Raw genomic sequence first — 20479 nt, 5'->3', positions numbered from 1 at the left:
CCCTAAGCGTCTCTTTGATTGGGAGTGTGGAAAGAGGGGGAAGAGGGGGAAGAGGGGGAAGAGGGGGAAGAGTGGGAAGAGTGGGAAGAGTGGGAAGAGGGGGAAGAGTGGGAAGAGAGGTTTTTAAGTGTTGATATCAAACAAGTGTGGGGAATATGGAGAAAGGTAGAAATTAAGAACCATAAATTAATTTTTTCCCCCTACTCCCTCTTTTCTGGAGATAAGCTTAGGGCTTCTATCTATATAGAATCTGGATAATTAGTTATATCAAATCCGCTTGATTCGGTATAAAAAAATATTCCATCTGAGCGCTATTACTAAATCTTTCTAGCTCTCCTCATCTAGCTCACTCCCCTACTCAAGAAAGTGTAGAAAAGTTTTTGATAAATTGTATTACCCGGATTCTATATCAAATATTAATTACCACAATAAATTAGGTTGTTTACCAGAAGGATAATTTCTTCTTTCTACCTCTCTTTGATTTGGTATCCACTCCACATCATCGGGTGGCAAACTATTTTCCTCCAGAGCATTTAAAAAACTCAAAATTTCTGGATCGTTAGGCTTAAGTTTCACTGCTTCCTTGGCAGCTTCTCTAGCTTTTTCATAATCCCCTAAACGATAAAAAGCTTCCCCTTTTCCCATCCAAGCATCAGCAAAATCAGACTTTAATTGAATTGCCTTATTATAAGCAGTGATCGCTTCTTCATATTCCTGAAAATTTGTTGTTAAAATATTTCCTCTGAGATACCAAACTGCAAAATCATCTGGCTTATATCTAATTACTTGATTGAAAGATATTAATGCTTCGTAGGGTCGATCTAAATAAGCAAATAAAGCTCCTTTATCTCGCCAAGCTAAATAAAAATCTGGTTTAATTTTTACTGTCTTTTTATAAGCATCTATTGCTGCATCATATCTACCTAAAGCAGACAATATATTTCCCTTGCCATACCAAGCTGGATAGAAATTTTCTCTGATTTTTATGGAGCGTTCAAAAGCTACTAATGCTTCTTCAAATTTCTCTAACCGATGCAAATTATTTCCACGGTTTGCCCATGCTGCTGCACTAGAAATATCTGTTGTTTCTGGAACTTTTAAATAAGCTTCTATAGAAAAAGCTTCTTTTTCAGTTAGTTGTGGTGGTGGGAAATGTTCCAATTGAAGATTTAATCTCATATTGAACTTATCTGCTAACTGTAAAAAGGTATTTATGGGAATTCCATAACTAAGACCAATACTCACTCTCTCCACTGAATTAGACTTTTCATCATAAATTTTTGTACCTTCAGAAGCACCATGAATTCCAATTACTCTTCCTTGAGTATCTAAAATAGGTGCGCCACTCAAACCTAACTCGGTAATATTGTTATAAAAAAGTTCATAACCATTAGAAACCGGGTCTTTGATAAAAGCTAATTCATAATCTTGATTAATTAATAATCCCGGACTAAATAAATGTTCTCTTTGGGAAAAAGGTAATCTCGATGCAGGCCAACCAGACACAAAAATATGACGAAATTCAGCTTGATAATCATAATCAGCTAAAGTAGCTATTTGATACTTTTTCTGACTCTGAAATTCTAAAAGTGCTAAATCTACTCCTGGTAATTTAATTATTCTTTGATAATCAATTTTATGTCTTTCTCCATCTTTGGTAATAACTGCATATTCATCTTGGGTTTCTACAACGTGCTTGGCAGTTAAAACATAATAAGTATCTTTTTTACGATAAATTATTACCCCAGAAGCTGGATTTATCGAATCAATTAATACTGTAAATTCTGCGGCAATTTGATTAATTTCATCTGCCATTAAAGCTATAGCAGTAGGTTGTATGGAAACAATTGCTGTAGAAGGAAAAAGTAAGAGAGAGGAAGTCAGAAGTAATGGCTGAATTGGGAATAATAAATTCACAAAAGTCCATAGATAATTTTTAAAGTTCATAGCATAAAGAAGAAGGAAGAAGGAAGAAGTAAGAAGGAAGATGGAAGATGGAAAAATCAAGAATTTAAGTAGGAAGAAGTAAAAAGGAAGATGGAAGATGGAAAAATCAAGAATTTAAGTAGGAATCAACATTTACGAAACTCCATAGATAATTTTGAAATCTATATTTGATAATTCAGCACTCAGATGGAAAATCAAGAATTTAATTAGGAATCAACATTTAGGAAACTCCATAGCAGAAGGAAGAAGGAAGATGGAAGATGGAAAAATCAAGAATTTAAGTAGGAATCAAAATTAACAAAAGTCGATCAACTATTTTGAAGTTCATATTTGATATAGCAGAATGAAGAAGTTTGATAATTGATTATTGATATTCCCAAGTTTGCAGCTATTTCATAAGTCAAAAATGGCGACTGCTATAATTCACCACTCAGACAGAAAATCAACAATTTAAGCAGGAATCAAAATGCACAAAATTCCATAAACAATTCTGAAGTTCATATTTTCCTCTTTTTAAGAGCTAGTAGTTTTATTGCGTATGTCGCAATAGGAGTTTTTGCTCAGTTCCATTTTCTGGAGTTAGTGGTTTTATTGCGTATGTCGCAATAGGAGTTTTTGCTTAGTTCCATTTTCTGGAGTTAGTGGTTTTATTGCGTATGTCGCAATAGGAGTTTTTGCTTAGTTCCATTTTCTGGAGCGAGTGGTTTTATTGCGTATGTCGCAATAGGAGTTTTTGCTTAGTTCCATTTTCTGGAGTTAGTGGTTTTATTGCGTATGTCGCAATAAGAGTTTTTGCTTAGTTCTATTAATACAGTAAAACTTTTAGTAAAATTAATATTTTTAATTTCAGTAGGAAATTATTTCATCTAAAAATAAACTTTTCTGCCGATACTCTTTGTATGAAACTTATTCCTACGACCTTGACCTTTCGCGAAACTCTTGACTCATATATGAAGTTGGCAAAATAGAAGGAGAAAATTTCCAATTCAGCACCTCAATAAAATCAGGAAACAATAAATAATTGAAAATCTTACTACTAGGAGTTTGAGTCACTTTAAAATTTGGTACAGATGCGAATTGGGGAGCTAATTTAACAACAATTTCAATGGGAATAGCAAATGCTAAATGACTCATTTGTTGACGCAAATTAATATTAGGCCGCTCGCCATCACTATACACATAAGGATCGCCCCATAAAGGATAAGCGTGCATTCCATTAATACCAATAACTTGCCCATAAATATTCAGCAACGGACCACCGCTCATCCCCTTTTTAATCAAATTAGTGTAGCCAATTTGATAACCTTTTTCTAAAGGTTTATCAGACAATATTGACACTTTTCCCCTGGTAAATAAAAACTCTGTATCTTGAGGTTTTTCTAAAATAGGAAACCCAGCAGCAAAAATCTTATCTCCTTCAGCAAGAGTATGAGAATTTCCTAGAGATGCAACAGTGTAGATATTATCAGCACTGCGAAATTGTAATAGAGCTAAATCATTTCCTTGAAGACCCTCATTTTCTATTTGATTTGCTTCATAGAAATTACCATCTGGAGTTTGAATCAGATAAGATTTATCTTGAGTATCTAAAACGTGCTGATTAGTAACAATTGTATAGATTTGTTCTTGCCGTTTTAAAATAATTCCTGAACCCCAACCATTTTCAGAAATAACTTTAACCGTGATTGATTTAGCTAAACCTTTAAGCTCTTCAATAGTACAAAAATTATTACAGTCAGTACAATTTTGAACTTGTATTTGAATTTCTGAATTTTTGAGGCGATCAAAATTTTTAGATAGTGCTTGTATTGGGAAGTAAAATAACCAATTACCAATACAAACTGTTAATATTAGCGATCGCAAATTCACAGAATATTATACCAATTTCCAAAAGTAATACTATACTTAAGTCGCACTTCAGTTATTAAATAATTAACACAAGTTGAATAGCCTTTTTGCTAATTAGCAGCTCAGTTAATGTTAATTATTATTATGTTTAATTCTCCCCTATTCCCCCGCTCAAGATGCTGGGAGAAAAGTTTTTGAGAAATGGTATTACTCCATTACCAACCAGTGAAACTAGAAGTTTGAGAATTATTAGAAGACCTGTCATATTTGTTTTTTACTAAATCTTCTATATAGTCATTAAAGTTTAAATAGAAACGGGAACCACTTTCATATAGTGGACCTGTAGAAGCACCAACTCGAATATCAAATAACTTTTGAACTGTTTCACTAGCACTTTGCTGAGGTTTGAGAGTAAATAATACCCCTTGGCAAGGACCTCCCTTTCTACCAGAAACACAAATTACTGGTTGACGATTAACAATACCAGTCGTAATGTAATCTAGTCTGCCATCGTCATAGAAAAATTGAAATTTATCTGATACTTGGCGGCAACGAGTCAGGGGACTATATCCAGCAGATAAGAAATAATTAGAAACCCAACGAATAACTGTATAAGTACCTTGTGGTGTTTTGACAAAAGTAGTTGGGATACCATTTTTACCCCGGTCACAATAAAATTTATTAGGTCGAATTATTGGTGAAACTTCTTTGACTACTGGCTTTGTTTTTTCAGAACAGCTTTCTTTTTCTGTACATACATTCTGTTCCTTTCTTTGACATAGTTCTTCTTTAATTTCACAAAGCAATCTAGGTTTTGGTCTAGCATGAACAGGATTATTGATAGTTAAATGAATCCCTAAACAGAAAGCAAATGCTAAACATATTTTTGTACAAATATTGATTTTCATAACCACGAAATCTTGGGATATTTATGTTGTAGGTTATTGCCATTGAAAAAGGTAGAAGGCATAAGGGAAAATTGCTTATGAATAGTCTTCGACAAGCTACGTTTGTGTCTACAAACCCCAAAAATTTTAAGCATCCCCGTCGTTGACAGTGGGCTATTAAACCCGCCACAGAAAAGATAAATAATTGATAATATCAAGCATTATTTATTACTTATAGCCTCAACAACCTTCATTCAATTTCTCAAGATTTTCGCTCTTGCTCCGGAAAAGCTTTTAATGTAAGCATTTGTTGCGGAATTTAGGTACAGTGAGGTTTCTTCGCCATACCTCAGTCCTTAATATTCGTCCCTAACACAACAGAAACTGCACCCTTGTTTCTTAATTCTCTTAATTCCAAAATATTTTCCTTACAACTTAACCTTACAACTTAAATAGCACTGCAATGCAGGATAAAAATCTAAAATTCCTGTAAAGAACAATTTCTCCAATTCAAAATCCCATTTAAGATACGATTCAACATTTTTCTACTTTTTTTTCCAGTCAATGCCTAGTCGTTTTAAGTAATCCCAACCTCGTTGAGGCCAGACATGGTCGCGACCAGTTTTCTGAGCAATCCAACGGGCTACTTTTGGACCAGACCATGCTCGACCATCAGGAGCAGGCCCTTGTAAAGCCTCTGAAAGTTCCTGCTGTTGAGCTGGTGTCAACAAAGATTTAGCAGGTGGTGGTTGACGGTCTTTACTGCGATTTTTCACAGATTCTGGCCCTTCCCTATTGTAGCGCCCAACAATTTCCTTAGCATAATCGTAGTTAAGTCCCACAACTTGAGATGCTTTTTTAATAGACCATTGTTGAGCAATTAGAAGCAGGAGATGCCACCGACGAGATTCGATGGTATCTGGAGCTTGTCGGTAGCGAATTTTCAATTCCTCTACCGTAAGATGTGGTTTCAAACTAGCTTTTGCTGGCATACCTCCTATTCGGAAATTATGGAAGTTTTTAATCTTATCTACCTCTATGTGCCAATCTCCGGATAAAATCTACCTTGGAATATATAGAACAAGTCAAAAGTTAAAAGTCAAAAGTCAAAAGTCATCATAGCCCTCGGCATGAGTGTTTATAATTGCCCTAACCTATTTGCGCAGTGCTATGTATAGCAATAGACAGGGCGCGGACATAGTAATGATAAAGCTCTTGAGACAGGGGAATATTTTTCCGACTGTTGCCTGTTGCCTGTTGCTTGTTGCCTGTTGCCTGTTCCCTGCCATAGGAATTTTTGATGGTTAATTATTTATTGTTAATTCGATATAAACGTATAATCTAATAGCTGAACTTTAGGAATGATGGTATAGGCATGGCATCCATTAGCGAGCTGCATCAACAACTAATAAGTAAAGAACGCTCTGCTGTAGAAATTACCCAAGAGGCCTTAAAACGCATCAGCCAGTTGGAGCCAAAGTTGAAAAGCTTTATCTGTGTCACGGCAGAAAAGGCCATAGAACAGGCACGTCAGGTGGATGCCCAAATTGCTGCAGGAGAGAAAATTGGACAACTAGCAGGGATTCCCATCGCTGTGAAGGACAATATGTGTACCCGAGGTATCCCTACTACTTGTGGTTCTAAGATTCTAGAAAATTTTATTCCTCCTTATGAATCGACTGTGACTCAAAAACTTTTAGATTCTGGTGCAGTTATTCTGGGTAAGACAAATCTAGATGAATTTGCTATGGGTAGTTCGACGGAAAATTCTGCTTATCAAGTTACGGCTAACCCATGGGATGTGGAACGAGTACCTGGTGGTTCTTCTGGGGGGTCGGCCGCAGCAGTGGCATCTGAAGAGTCTGTAGTTGCATTGGGTTCAGATACTGGTGGTTCTATTCGTCAACCAGCATCTTTTTGTGGAGTAGTGGGCATGAAGCCTACTTATGGTCTGGTTTCTCGCTATGGGTTGGTGGCTTTTGCTTCTTCTTTAGACCAAATAGGGCCTTTTGGTAGGACTGTTGAAGATGCTGCAATTTTGTTGCAGGCGATCGCTGGTTATGACCCTAAAGATTCTACGAGTCTTAATGTGTCTATCCCGAATTATACTAGGAACCTGAGACCGAATTTAAGACCAAAGGGGCAAATTAGAATTGGTCTAATTAAGGAGACTTTTGGTGAGGGTTTAGATTCTGTTGTTAATCAAGCTTTTACTAAGGCAGTGGAACAGCTACAGGAGTTGGGAGCGGAAATTCAGGTGGTTTCTTGTCCCAGGTTCCGCTACGGTTTGCCTACTTATTATATTATTGCTCCATCGGAAGCTTCAGCTAATTTAGCTCGTTATGATGGGGTGAAATATGGCTTCCGCGCTCCTAAGTCGGAAAATCTTTTGGAGATGTATGCTCAGACTCGTGCTGAGGGTTTTGGTACGGAAGTTAAGCGCCGAATTATGATTGGTACTTATGCTTTGTCGGCTGGATATTATGATGCTTATTATCTTAAGGCTCAAAAAGTCCGGACTTTGATTAAGGAAGATTTTGATAAGGCTTTTGCTCAGGTGGATATTTTGGCTTGTCCCACTGCTCCGACTACTGCTTTTAAGGCGGGTGAAAAGACTGATGACCCACTGAGTATGTATTTGTCTGATTTAATGACTATCCCAGTTAATTTGGCTGGTTTACCTGCTTTGAGTTTACCTTGTGGTTTTGATGAAAAAGGTTTACCTATTGGTATGCAATTAATTGGTAATGTTTTGAAGGAGGCTTTATTATTTGAAGTTGCTCATGTTTATGAACAATCAAATGATTGGTATAAACTTCTGCCTCGCCTTTAGAAAGTTGGTTTTTAGTTATTAGTTGTGAGGCGTTAGGTGTTGATTCAACAATTAATAATGAATAATTAATAATTAACAATTACCTCTCTTTGAAAAGAAGAAGATTGACGCGGAGCGTGAATTTTTTTTCTTCTCTTGGTCGATGGTCGGACAGCGAGGAGATATCGCCATCTCTCGACCGCTTTTTTCTCCTTTAAAGGAGGGGCTTTAAATCTTAATTATTGGATAAATTATTGGTTAATCAAAACCTAACTGCCGATTTTTATTATGTGGCAATTTCATTATTTTTTAGTTGCAAAGTTGATTTTAATTGTTGGGATAGTTTTAGCGATCGCTTATGTTGCTGTCTGTATATTTTTGGTATTTTTACAGCAGCGATTTATGTTTTTCCCTAGTTCTGTTATAAAAATAACGCCGAAAGATGTAAATCTTTCCTATGAAGATGTTTGGTTATCTGCTTCTAAGAAAAAAGGCAAGTTAGAGCAAATACATGGATGGTGGATACCTGCTAATTCTGAGGTATCAAATTTTCAGGGTGTGCTGTTATATTTGCATGGTAATGGTATTAATATTGGAGCGAATGTTGAACAAGCTTATAGATTTCAGAAATTAGGTTTTGATGTTTTATTGATAGATTATCGTGGTTATGGGCGAAGTAAAGGGAATTTCCCTAGTGAAGCACAGATTTATCAAGATGTAGAAATTGTCTGGAATTATTTAGTTAATCAAAGAGAAATTAATCCGCAAAATATACTGGTTTATGGTCATTCTTTGGGAGGTGCTATTGCTATTGAGTTGGCTATAAGACATCCGAAAATGGCCGGATTAATTATTCAAAGTTCTTTTACTTCTATGCAAGGGATGGTGGATTATAGGGGAAGAATGTATAGATTTTTTCCAATCAAATTAATCTTACATCAAATATTTGACTCAATTACAAAATTACGGAAATTAGATATACCTATTATGTTAATTCATGGCAGGGAAGATGGATCGGTTCCTGCCTATATGAGTGAAAAATTATTTGCAGTTACTCCTGCTAAAATCAAAGATTTATATATAGTTCCAGGTGCAGATCATAATGATGTTGCTGCTATTGCTGGTGATGAGTATTTAGAGAGACTTAATAAGTTTATTAATCGATTAAAAAAGAAGCAGAAACAAAGCATTGAACAATAGACATATCTATCTATAAAAGAGGGAGTAGGGGGAAATAATTGATAATTTATGGATAATAATTGATTATATTTTTGATTTTCACGCCTATGTCTAATAGACCTCGCAGCCAAAGTAAAATTTAATTTTTTTCTTCTATAATATTTATATTTGATGTTTTTGACTTCTGTTATTAAATCTAATAAATAGAAGAGTATTATAGTGTCGATCGGGAAGTGTGAATTACAGTTGTCTTTTTCCTCCTTGTTTTACCTATTTCCTAAAGCCTCAGAATTATGGAAATTGCTATATATTATAGTAGGGAACAAGGAAAATGAAACAGTGGGAAAAATATTTCCTCTAACTATCAAGGAGAAAAAAATCCTTTTTGTCAATCCTCTTGTTTTAAGGGGAAGTAATTATTAATTGTTAATGATTAATTGTTGAACTTACCGCTCAACTAAACTTACTCAAACTTACTCAAAAGTCTAAAAGTCTAGTCATTCATAGTGAGTCAAGCATTACAGGGTTAAACGGCAAACTCTTTATTCCCCAAAAACATCGGGAATTAATTTTCTAATAATATTAAATGCTCCATTCACATCAGCATTTAATAACTTATTATATCCTGTTTTATACAATCCTCTAGCCATTCTTTTCCCTTTAAATATCGGTTTTGATTCACCTTATGTTGGTAATTAATATTTATGTAAAGAAATTGATTGTGATGTATATGATTCTTCAGTAATTATTACTTTGAACCCAATTAATCTGAGCTTTATATCTTAACATCTCTATTAATCTATAATGAGGTATATTAACAAACTGTTGATTGTTCTTTTTCCCTAGATTAATAGATTATTTCCACTTCTTATGATGTCCAATTATTAAGGTTCCTATTTGGTGTACCTCACACCAATCTATTTATAACTCCTGAGGACTGAGGACTGAGGACTGACTCTTTTGCTATCGGATTTGATATTATGCCAAAAACTACCTCAATTAAATTAATTATTTCAGTCATAGGAATTATTGGTTTTCTTTTTGCACCTCAACCCAACTTTAGCGAACAAAATCATCCTACTACCCTTGCTCAAATACCATCATCAAAACCTAGTAGACTATCCCAAGAAGTTCTACAAGAACTCACTCAATGTCTCAGAGAAATAGTTAAACCCACAGAAGCATCTTTAGAAACTATACAAGTAGCTTCTATGCAATGCACAATGAGAGTAATAATGTTAACTCCAGATGGTAAATTTCGCCCAGATGCTAATCAAAGAATGGAAGCGTTATTAGAAATAAGTGGAGCTAGTTTACCAGAAATTCTGAGTCAAGGAAAAGCTACTGTCAAGCTTAAAAAACTTACAAATAGTCAGGTATTTACTCTTCCAGTAATAGTGGCAGGGGAAACTAAAATTTTTTTATTAGATACAGGTGCTTCTAATACAATTATAGACAGCAAAATAGCTCAAAATTTGGGTTTAGCAAGTACTCCTATTCCCAATGATTTATTATCTTATTTTGTTGTTGGTGATGACTGTTCAAATGTTAATGCTAATATCCATACTTTACCTACGATAAAAGTTGATGCAGCTACAGTAAATGGTTTGCAAGGAATGGGTTTGTCTAAAACAGCTATTCCTGGTAATTTATCAGGTGTTTTAGGTTTAGATTTTCTGAAAGGTTTTGATGTAATTATTAATCCCCAAACTTCCCAGTTGGAGTTACTACCTCCTTCTACTTCTGTTAATAATGCTATTCCTTTGATAGGTAGAATGGGAGTCATGTTAGCTGAGGTAAAAATTAATGGTAAAGGACCTTTTCTGTTTCTATTAGATACAGGAGCAGATTTGATGGTTTTATCTCAGAATTTAGCCAATAAATTGGGAATTGATATTGCTAATACAGAAAAAATAGATGTTTTAGGATTTTGTGGTACTGAAATTGCTCAGAAAACCAAGTTGAATACTGTGAGTTTACAGCAGTATGAAGTATCTCAATTAGATGGGATTATTATTGATAATCAAGTTCTTGATTTAATAGGTATTGATGGGATTATCGGTCAGAATTTTCTTAATCGTTATCAACAACATTGGCGATTTGATAAGTCTAATAAGCTAGGGTTTCCAGAAACGGGAAGCTTGTTTTTAACTCCATTAGGGAATGATTAAATGTAGGAATAAATCAAGAAATATTATGAGGGATTCAGAAGGGAATAAAGATGGAATATGGAATAATCAAAGATGGAAGATGAGGAGAAAGTTTTCAAACGCTAATTATCCGGACATGATATTAATACTAGCTCAAAATTCAAGATAGTAAAAGGGAGTTAAAGGGATGTTGAACATCATAAAAAAAAGCTGACTTGATTCAAAATATTGTTCTTAATATCTTAATCAACTTAGCTTTTTATTCAGACTTTCAGCACAACTTTAATACTTTTAATGAATTATCAATTTGTCAAAATAGTCTCATTAAAGAATAAGGAATAATGAATAATAGAGTTGTCGCTAAATAAAGGGAAAAAATCACTCTAACCTAGACAGAGCAATAATTCCAAGCATTTTTGCTATCCAATAGCTACAATCCTTACAGAACAAGGTTTTTGTGCATTTTTTAATTTATAAAGCGACAAGTCTAATGAATAAGGAAGAAGAGGATAAATTTTTCAAACGCTAATTATCTGAATATGATATTAATCCTACCTCAAAATTCAAGATAGCAAAAAGGAGTTAAAGCGATGTTTAATATCATAAAAAAAAATAATTTGATTCAAAATATTGCTCTTAATATCTCAATCAACTTAGTTTTTTATTCAGACTTTAAACAAAACTTTAATACTTTTAATGAATTATCAATTTGTCAAAATAGTCTCATTAAAAAAGAAGGAATAAGAGGAGAATATTTTGGCACCCTAATTATCCGGACATGATATTAATTCTACCTCAAAATTCAAGTTAGCTAAAAATATTTAAAGCGGTGTTTAACATATAGCAATATGATTTTAGTTGTGAGATATTGGAGACTTTTAGGCAACAGCTCCGAAAGGCAACAGGCAACAGGGAATAAGAAAAAAACGAATGTATATGAATAAGATAACTGCTATATTCTATACTTTAAAGGAACACCTCAATTCTCACATCTGATTTATGATTGCTATAATAATAAAATAATAAAAAAAAGCTGACTTGATTCAAAATATTTTTCTTAATACCTCAATCAACTTGGTTTTTTATTCAGACTTTCTGCACAAATTTAATACTTTTAATTAATTATCAATCTTTCACAATAGTCTGGTTGACAAAAAAAAAATCCTGTGATAGAAACAATAAACTATTAAAAGCTGTTATACAAGATAAAATAGTAAAGAAATAAACAAACAATAAATTGGGAGGCAAAGCCTAACATGAGTTTATTAAATAAGGTTCTTGGAGTTTACAATCCAAATCGAATGGCATTCTCACAACAAGAAGCAATAGCTGCTATTGCAATATCTGCCATTGCCTCAGATGGTTATCTTTTAGATCAAGAAATAGAAAGACTTATAGTACTTTTGACGCAAATGGAAATGTTTAAAGGTTATTCAGAAAAACAGATTACAAATATGCTAGATAGATTGCTCAATTTACTCAGTGAAAAAGGTATAAGTAATTTAGTTGCTATAGCCAACGATGCGCTACATCCAGAGTATAAAGAAATAGCATTTACATTAGCTATCGATCTAATCTTAATAGATGGAGTTTTTTCTGGTAAAGAACAAACATTTTTAACTCGTTTGTTTCAGGTATTGGAAGTGCCTGTAGAGAAAGCTTCAGCAATTTTTCAAGCTCAGTCAGCAAACCATCAGGAGACTAAAAAAAAGTCTAGAAAGTATAGAAATAATCAAAATTATGAAAAGTAAATAAAATGTGGTTATTTACTATTTGTAAAAAAATCACAAATTTATTGATAGATAAAAAGGTTTGACGATGACTATTTAGACTTAAATTAATTAATAGTGAACAGTTATCATTTATCAGGTGTATTATAGGGGGTTTAAACAGTTATTAGCACTCGACAAGTGCTTCAATATCAAAACTTTATCTGCTAAACTAGGCTAAAAAAAGTCATATCCTTTACCCTATACTACCTATCCTAATGCACCCCAAACACTTAAGATAAAATTCGTTTAATTAGCAAAAAAAATCGTTTATTGGAGTTAGCAAAAGTAAACTGATAACTGTTAACTGAATAATAGGCCAATTACGACTTATTGATAGGTAATAATTTTTTGGTAAGCCTGAATAGTTTGTATAGCGATCGCTTCCCAACTATAATTTTTTCTAGCTAACTCTTTAGCATTCAAACCTCGTTGTTTTCTTTCAGCTTCATTTTCCAAGGCTGACTTAATTAAAATAGCCATATCCTCTATTTTACAACTACCAACCCAACCTGCTTTTGCATCTGCTACATCTTGACAAATATGAACTCCATCGGAAATAACTACTGGTGTGCCTGCCACCATTGCCTCTGCTACTGCGATACCAAAATTCTCATAATAAGAAGGCAACACAAATACATCAGCAACCTGTAATAAACTTGCCTTAATTTCTCCTGTAACAAACCCCGTTATTTTTGTACATTTAGCAAGAGGTGAAACCTCTATTTGTGACCGAATTTTTGCTTCATAATTAGGGTCTTGAGGATTAGCACCTGCTAAAATAAATTGAAAATCTATCCCTTCTGCTAATAATTTTTCTAAAGCTGGTAATAATAAATCTAGACCTTTTTTAGGTTCAATTCGAGACATAAATAAAATCACAGGATGTTTAATTTCTATGGCTTGAGATTGAAGATAATTAACTAACTTTTCATCCTGAATATTATCTGGGGGGTTAACACCTAAAGGGATTACTAAATCTCGTGTCGATAAACCAAATCTTTCAGAAACTTTTGCCTCTTCTAAACTAGTAAAATGAAGTGCTGCAGCATGAGCAATATTCCGCTTTTCTAACAGAGAAACATAAATTTTTTTGAGTAAATTTTTTTTCCGTAAATCAGCCGGGTCTAAAGTACCTAAAGGTCTTAAAATATAGGGTAAATTATTAGCTCTAGCCACAGTTGCAGCTATAGTAGTTACTGGTGAAAAAAGAGCATGAATATGAGCCAAATCAAATTCAGAAGCGTGTTGATTTAACCATTGTAATAACTTCAGAGAAAATTTATAACGACGGAATGGAGAACAACGAAAATAACGAATTTGATAACCATTTTGTCTAACAGGTTTATCAAGAGGAACATCTAAAGGTGGTTGACCTATATCCCCATTAGAATCTGTAGTAAGAATAGTAACATCTATATTTTGAGCAGCAAGAGCAGTAGAAAGTCCTAATACCATTTGACTAGGGCCGCCATAAACAAGAGAAATAGATGGTACTATCTGTAATATTCGCATAATTTAATTTAACTATATTTGATACCCTATAGTATAAATCCCCATCAATTCTTTAGTTGTTCAACATTAATTTACTTCATCATTTGATAAATGTTGTCAAGTCTTAGAGACTATTTGTAAAAGGAATAAATTTAGTAGACTGACACAGCTAAAACTGTGCAATAGATTTTTCTTTCTAGCTGTCTTTATCTCCCCTATTCCCCTGCTCCCCTACTCCCATCTAACGCACCCTGTTCAAAAATCCAAAATTAGCGATCGCCTGACATATTTCTCCTTGCTTGAAAATTAATCAGGCCAAATAGACAAATCGAAAGTCCCCGCTAATTGAGTTAGCCACACTTACGTCTGCCACGTGTGAAATTTTCTGCCACATAGCAATTAATAACCCTCAGAGCATTGCAAGCTCCACCATCGCCCTGACTGCACAAACGAGCTAAGTTGCTAGGACCACCTGCTTAATTAACCTGGCGCAAAAAATCACAGGCCCTCCGTAGCAACTGTTTTGACTTCTCACCCGACTGAAGTACGGGTGATTCTAAGGAGTTGTTCCAAATCGGTTTAAAAACACGATTCGTCACACCTACTAGCTGTCACTGGACTTAATTTTCCCAGTGGTGGCAGTCAAAAACCACCTACAGACTCAGATGTGCTGACAAACATACCACACACATTGCCTTTACTTTTTTAGTCTGATTTTCAGAGTGGTTTTACTCAAGTCAGAGCTATAAATCCCTATCTCTGCTGCCTACTTGCCTGTGCCTTAGTCTTGATAGAACGGTACTACTAGTTTCTTACTGGCGGGAGTTTCACCCCTACTAGCAAAGAGTCTATGGGACAAACCTTGTTCCTACTCGCATTCATTAGTATTATTCCACATTTTGGGATACAAGGGATTAAATACCGACAACTTGTTTTCATCCAAGGGCTAAAGCCATTTGGCTTTCAACTGCACGTTTTTTTGTAAAGAGAGAATTTAGAAAGCAAAACCTCTTCCCTTTTCTCTCTCCTAGATAATTAGAGCTTGCTGAATAAAGCTAAAAGTTAGGATAGCTTACGTTCATTAATGGATAATTGATAATTGACAATTACCTCTGGTTAAAACCGCTCTTGATTGAAGATAAGGAGATATTATTTCTTCTCTTGGTTGATTGGATATGGTTAGGAAACCTATCCATCCCTCAACCGCTTTTTTCCCCTTAAAAGGGGAGGCTTTAAACCAGAATTATTTAATAATTAATAATTCGGTAATGGAGCTTTTGATATTTAATTTATCTCCTAGTTATTGGCTCTTATTAGCATCAATTTGCTGAAATTCAAGAAAATTTCTTAACATAAAATGACCGAAACCATTACCTGTTCCCCCGTCTCCGCGTCCCCGTGTCTCCGCGTCCCCGTGTCCTACCCCCACTAACTAATTTTTTTTAGCAGACCCTAATAAAAACTTTCTTCTTCATGGTCTATGACTGCGACGAATTTTAGTAATTTGGTCTGCCATGTCCAAAATTGCTTCTGGCATATCTGGTCCTGTCAAAATTACATCTACATGAACAGGACGTTTTTCTAGAAACTCTATTACTTCAATGTCTGGAATTAAGCCAAAATTAATAGCTACGCTTAATTCATCAAGAACTACTAACTCATACTTTCCTTCATCTACAACCCTTTGAGTATAGTCCCACAAATCCAGTAATGAATTTTTCTGACTTTCATCTATATCCGGCGTATCAATATAACCACGAAGACCACAACGAACCCAATCCAGATTTTGTCCTAGTTGCATTGGATGATCATGTCCCTGGTTAATTCCTCCTTTGAGAAACTGTACAATCAACACAGGAGTTCCTTGGCCAGCTATCCTCAAAGCTTGAGCCATAACATCAGTAAAGAAATTGCGCTGACCACTTGTGAATACTTGCACCAGACCTGGAACAGTGTATGGTAAATCGCTAGGAATATTTAGAGAAGGGGTTTGTAGTTGTGCAACCATTATGAAAATTAAAATTGAGAAATCTATTTTTGGTAATATACTGAATTTTTCCAGTTTGTAAGCTGGACTGAAACATTGCCCAAGGACAATACTTGTTTTACAATATATAGTGCTTTTTTTGATTATACTATAAATTTAACACTATATATATGTCAAATTCAAATAAATAGGTAATAGGGAACACAAGAGTCAACGGATAGTTCTAAGATTCTCTATCCTGACTATGTTAGGACTACCAAAGCACTTAATCAGGACTTATGCAAAAAAGAAGTTATACACCATTTGTAGGGGTTAACGGCCGTATACTCCTACCATAAGTGGTGGTTATGCATAAGTCCTGTTAATGATGAATTATGACTAAAAATACCAAATGGGTTCTATAGCAATATGATTTAGGTTGTGAGATATTGGAAACTTTTAGGGAACAGGGAACAGGGAACAGGGAACAGAGACCAGGGAACAGGGAACAGGGAACAGGGAACAGGGAACAGGGAACAGGGAACAGGGAAGAAAAAAAAGTACATTATATTATATAAGGAACAGTCAAATTCTCACAACTGATTCCTGATTGCTATTATATATATCTGAGTTTTTGATAAATCAATTAATCAGGACTTACGCATAACCACCATATCTAGTAGGGGGTGACGGCAGTTAACCTCTACAAATTGTATATAATTCCACTTTTTGTGTAAATTCTGTTAATGCTGCTATATAGATATATAAAATAATCAAGTATTGTATTGTGACTAATCAAGTTGAGGGACTGTGAGACTGATAATTTTAGGTGGTCCAGGTGCTGGGAAAGGAACTCAAGCACAATGGTTATGTAATCATCTACAGATACCTTTAATTTCTATTGGCGACTTACTTAGAGAAGCGATCGCTACTCAAACAACATTAGGCCAGATGGCGCAGCTTTATGTAGAAAAGGGGGAGTTAGTACCAGACCAAACAATGATCCAGTTTGTTCGTCAAAGACTTTTACAGTCTGATGTTAGCCAGGGTTGGTTAATTGATGGTTATCCGAGAACTGCTTTTCAGGCGGAAGAACTAAATTTTTTATTAGATGATTTAGGGCAAAAGCTAGATTGGGCAATTTATTTACAGGTATCTGAGGAGATACTTATGAATCGATGTTTTCAGCGATCGCGTGCTGATGATGACCCAGAAATTGCCCGTCGTCGGGTAGAGTTATTCTATGAGCGTACTATTCCTATTTTGGAATATTATGAATATAGTCAAAGATTACTTACTATTGATGGGGAACAACAAATTACCCAAGTTCAACAACAAATATTACAGCAATTTCAATAATTTAGAATTTAGAATGCGCGAATTTAGAATTACCTCTTCTTATAAATTAAGAGGATTGGATTATAAGGATTTTTTTCTTTTTTCTCCATGAATGAAGAGGCTTTATACCTGAATTTTTCGGTAATTCTCAGTAGTTTATTAATTAATCAATTTTATAGATATCTATGTCTTGGCAACGTCCTGATGGCAGACAACCAGAGCAATTGCGTCCTGTCAGTTTTGAATTAGATTATACTAAATTTGCTACCAGTTCTGTGTTAACAAAGTGTGGCGACACAAAAGTACTTTGCACTGTTACTATCCAACCAGGAGTACCTAAATTTTTGGCAGATACGGGACAAGGTTGGTTAACTGCAGAATATAGAATGTTACCTGGTGCAACTCCCCAACGCCAACAAAGAGAATTTATGAAACTTTCTGGACGCACTCAAGAAATTCAAAGGTTAATCGGACGTAGTTTGAGAGCATCTCTGGATATGAATTTATTAGGGGAACGCACTATTATTGTAGATGCTGATGTTTTGCAAGCAGATGCGGGTACTCGTACTACTTCTATTACTGGGGGGTTTGTAGCAGTGGCGAATGCTATTAATAAGTTGATGCAGCAGGGAGAATTGGAGCGATCGCCTATTTTGCATCAGGTTGCTGCTGTGTCAGTGGGGTTATTGGAGAGGAAAGAATTTTTGGATTTGAATTACACTGAAGATGTAGCTGCAGAAATTGATTTTAATGTGGTGATGAATGATAAACCTGCTTTAATTGAAGTTCAGGGAACAGCAGAAGCAGGTAGTTTTAGTCGTACTCAACTTAATCAAATTTTAGATTTAGCAGAAGCAGGAATTCAAGAGTTATTTGTAGCTCAACGTCAAGCTATTTCCAATTCGGTAGTGTAGGTTTTGCATAAGTAGAGAGCTTCTGAAAAGAAGGAAATTGACGGACAATTCTTACTCCTACCTCCTCTAAATTCCACGTTTCTCCTGACTGCTGACTCCTGAGGACTGACTCCTACCCTTACTAGAATACTTTATTCAGCAAACCCTAATTATGATGATTTACGACAAATTTAGGGTAGATATACCAGTCGCTACTATAGTTAGAAAATCGGGTAATTATGGCTTGTGGATTAACAATCAAAGCATTGAAATCTAAAGGTTTCAGCCTTATTAGATTGAAAAAAAGTGCCAGCTTTTCGGTCAAGAAAGCTCAAAAAGTTAACATTTTGTGCAACAGTTGGGCAGAAAAATTAAAGGATAATTCTTCCAACTACATCTTCTATAATACCCATTTCTCCTGACTCCTACCCTCAACCCCTCCCAGGAGGGGAAGACAGGAGACAGGAGACAGGAAGAACGGGGAATGAGCGAGGAGGTAGGAGCTAAGTTTTGTCCCAAGATTGTTCTGCCATAATCGTCCCAAAATACTAGCTTTATGCAGCTCTTTGAGCTAAAAAGCTGGCACTTTTTTAGACAAAAAAATCCTACAACCAATATCAGTCAATGCTTTTAGATTTAATCAGCAAACCCTAACTATAGATAAAACACAATGGACAGATCAGAATATATTTGTCATAGGAGTTATCTACCAAAAACGAGCCTCACCTATTTATTGGCAAGTTTGAGAAAAAAAAGGTAGTAGTAATTTAGGACAACAGAAGGCAGTTATTCGGCCAGTTTTACATTTTAACAGAGTTAGGGCGAAAAGAGGGAAGACATAGTAATTTTTGGGTAGATATGGTGAATTGTGGGCTATAGCTGGGGAATATTTAGTTAATATCATCCCATAAATAATCATTGTACGACATCTGTGGTACAATGATTAAGTTAGTTCGCAGTTGATTATTCTAAGATTCACAGGAATTACTTAAAACAAGGTATTTCTATCATTACCAGGGCTCGCTTTTGCGGAGAATTTCCTCAGGAAAGCAATCTCAACTGTCAAAATTGCGTTCCTCATGGGTAAGTCCTGATTCATCGTAAAATTTCGGTAAGTGGGAAACCACCGTCTTTTAAGCGGTGGATGGAAACGACTCGACGGATTTTAATCCGTGGTCAAAAAAATGTATTATAATTAACCAGAAACTTAAAAAGTAGCCTCAATGGCCTTTTTGCCGGAGAGAGTAGTGGCAATTGACACCGCCAAGTGGACTGCTGCTGTATACGTACTACGGTACGGTACTGGCAATGTGGTTGTTTCGAGCAATGTGGAAATCGTGGTTTTAACCCGATTTACAACTCCTCTGAAGAATCCACGCGGATTTATCCCGTGGAGTGTCAAAGTGATAGTTTCTTAGATTTCAGCAATACAATATTTAGGGAATAGTAATGAACAGTCAAAGAGTCTACACATATCGAGGTGGTCAACGAATCAATTTAATCAAAAGTCCTGACAAATTTGTGCCACGTATGTTGCCACAGGACTTAGGAGCAATAGGTATCCAAAACTCAGAACAGCTTTCTTCATCATCCTCTCGTGTCACATGTAGACCAGAGGAACTGGAAAACCTTATGCAGCAATGTCGTACAAAAGCATCTTGTCATCACCAGTATGAATTAGATGGGTCTAGTGATCAATATTTGATCACTGATCGAATATTTGTGAGGTTCAAAGATCCGAATATATCATTTGATAGGATTTCAGAATTAATAGGACGATATAGTCTTATTCTTTTAGAAAAGTATTCTGATAGAGATTATCTTTTTCAACTTACCAATGCCACGGGGATGAATCCTGTAAAGCTTGTTGTTGCTTTGACAGAAAATGAATCCCTTGTGGAGCTATCTGAAAATTCTCTAAACTATCAGATCCAAAAACATACGTTTGCACCCCCTACTGACCCCTCATACAATAGGCAATGGCATCTTCACACACATTTCAATCATCCACAGTTCGATCCAAGATCATCTTCACGTTGTGAAGATGCCTGGCAATTATTACAGGGTTATGGGAGCCATGATGTTGTAATAGGGATAACAGATGACGGTTGCCACATGGGTCATCCTGATTTCAATTCACAAGGTAAGTTTGCCGGATGGGGGTACTTTGAGGGAAGAATACATTAGACAAATCAA

General features: G+C 35.2%; 16 protein-coding genes. 10 read left to right on the top strand and 6 right to left on the bottom strand.

Features of this window, described 5'->3' with window-relative positions; translation table 11 throughout:
- Positions 1-24 precede the first annotated feature (24 nt).
- Positions 25-258: a hypothetical protein gene (locus tag F6K18_RS06380; protein ID WP_287519578.1), complete on the top strand. Its 234-nt coding sequence runs from the start codon at positions 25-27 to the stop codon at positions 256-258.
- A 162-nt stretch (positions 259-420) separates the two neighbouring features.
- On the opposite strand, the gene F6K18_RS06375 is transcribed toward F6K18_RS06380, so the two are convergent.
- The gene (locus tag F6K18_RS06375) at positions 421-1947 is read right to left on the bottom strand and encodes a tetratricopeptide repeat-containing serine protease family protein (RefSeq protein ID WP_287519576.1); all 1527 of its coding nucleotides are present in this window, start codon (positions 1945-1947) and stop codon (positions 421-423) included.
- A 154-nt stretch (positions 1948-2101) separates the two neighbouring features.
- On the opposite strand from F6K18_RS06375, the gene F6K18_RS06370 reads away from it, so the two are divergent.
- Positions 2102-2245 (top strand): hypothetical protein, encoded by a 144-nt coding sequence (locus tag F6K18_RS06370; protein WP_287519574.1) that lies wholly within the window; start codon positions 2102-2104, stop codon positions 2243-2245.
- 614 nt (positions 2246-2859) lie between these two features.
- On the opposite strand, the gene F6K18_RS06365 is transcribed toward F6K18_RS06370, so the two are convergent.
- The 3 genes from F6K18_RS06365 to F6K18_RS06355 form a co-directional block, all read right to left on the bottom strand.
- Positions 2860-3810, bottom strand: a complete 951-nt coding sequence (locus tag F6K18_RS06365) for a serine protease (RefSeq protein ID WP_287519573.1) — start codon at positions 3808-3810, stop codon at positions 2860-2862.
- A 200-nt stretch (positions 3811-4010) separates the two neighbouring features.
- Complete coding sequence (locus F6K18_RS06360; protein WP_287519572.1) at positions 4011-4703, bottom strand: COP23 domain-containing protein; 693 nt, start codon at positions 4701-4703, stop codon at positions 4011-4013.
- A 524-nt stretch (positions 4704-5227) separates the two neighbouring features.
- Entirely contained in the window at positions 5228-5674 is a 447-nt protein-coding gene (locus F6K18_RS06355) for a helix-turn-helix domain-containing protein (RefSeq protein ID WP_287519570.1), read from the bottom strand.
- Between the two features lie 383 nt (positions 5675-6057).
- Between F6K18_RS06355 and gatA the strand changes: the two genes are divergently transcribed.
- The 5 genes from gatA (at position 6058) to F6K18_RS06330 (ending at position 12574) form a co-directional block, all read left to right on the top strand.
- The gene (gene gatA, locus F6K18_RS06350) at positions 6058-7515 is read left to right on the top strand and encodes an Asp-tRNA(Asn)/Glu-tRNA(Gln) amidotransferase subunit GatA (RefSeq protein ID WP_287519569.1); all 1458 of its coding nucleotides are present in this window, start codon (positions 6058-6060) and stop codon (positions 7513-7515) included.
- A 267-nt stretch (positions 7516-7782) separates the two neighbouring features.
- The gene (locus F6K18_RS06345; RefSeq protein ID WP_287519568.1) at positions 7783-8694 is read left to right on the top strand and encodes an alpha/beta hydrolase; all 912 of its coding nucleotides are present in this window, start codon (positions 7783-7785) and stop codon (positions 8692-8694) included.
- Positions 8695-9653: 959 nt separating this feature from the next.
- Positions 9654-10844, top strand: a complete 1191-nt coding sequence (locus tag F6K18_RS06340) for a retropepsin-like aspartic protease (protein WP_287519567.1) — start codon at positions 9654-9656, stop codon at positions 10842-10844.
- A 569-nt stretch (positions 10845-11413) separates the two neighbouring features.
- A complete protein-coding gene (locus F6K18_RS06335) occupies positions 11414-11605 on the top strand; it encodes a hypothetical protein (RefSeq protein WP_287519565.1) in 192 nt (63 codons plus the stop codon).
- Between the two features lie 474 nt (positions 11606-12079).
- Positions 12080-12574: a tellurite resistance TerB family protein gene (locus F6K18_RS06330; protein WP_287519563.1), complete on the top strand. Its 495-nt coding sequence runs from the start codon at positions 12080-12082 to the stop codon at positions 12572-12574.
- A 348-nt stretch (positions 12575-12922) separates the two neighbouring features.
- Here the strand turns inward: F6K18_RS06330 and hpsP are convergent, their stop codons facing one another.
- Positions 12923-14107 (bottom strand): hormogonium polysaccharide biosynthesis glycosyltransferase HpsP, encoded by a 1185-nt coding sequence (hpsP, locus tag F6K18_RS06325; RefSeq protein WP_287519561.1) that lies wholly within the window; start codon positions 14105-14107, stop codon positions 12923-12925.
- Between the two features lie 1450 nt (positions 14108-15557).
- Positions 15558-16094, bottom strand: coding sequence for a P-loop NTPase family protein (locus F6K18_RS06320; protein ID WP_287519559.1), 537 nt, complete (start codon positions 16092-16094; stop codon positions 15558-15560).
- Between the two features lie 768 nt (positions 16095-16862).
- Here F6K18_RS06320 and F6K18_RS06315 point away from each other — a divergent pair.
- The 3 genes from F6K18_RS06315 to F6K18_RS06305 all read left to right on the top strand — a co-directional run bounded on the left by F6K18_RS06315 (position 16863) and on the right by F6K18_RS06305 (position 20470).
- The gene (locus F6K18_RS06315; protein ID WP_287519558.1) at positions 16863-17411 is read left to right on the top strand and encodes an adenylate kinase; all 549 of its coding nucleotides are present in this window, start codon (positions 16863-16865) and stop codon (positions 17409-17411) included.
- A gap of 164 nt (positions 17412-17575) precedes the next feature.
- A complete protein-coding gene (gene rph / locus F6K18_RS06310; RefSeq protein WP_287519556.1) occupies positions 17576-18304 on the top strand; it encodes a ribonuclease PH in 729 nt (242 codons plus the stop codon).
- A 1428-nt stretch (positions 18305-19732) separates the two neighbouring features.
- A complete protein-coding gene (locus F6K18_RS06305) occupies positions 19733-20470 on the top strand; it encodes a hypothetical protein (RefSeq protein ID WP_287519555.1) in 738 nt (245 codons plus the stop codon).
- Positions 20471-20479: the final 9 nt, after the last annotated feature.

Source organism: Okeania sp. SIO2C2 (genome assembly GCF_010692625.1).
Lineage (GTDB): Bacteria > Cyanobacteriota > Cyanobacteriia > Cyanobacteriales > Microcoleaceae > Okeania > Okeania hirsuta.
Note: the sequence above shows the minus strand (reverse complement) of the source record. Positions and strands in the feature narration are given on the sequence as shown.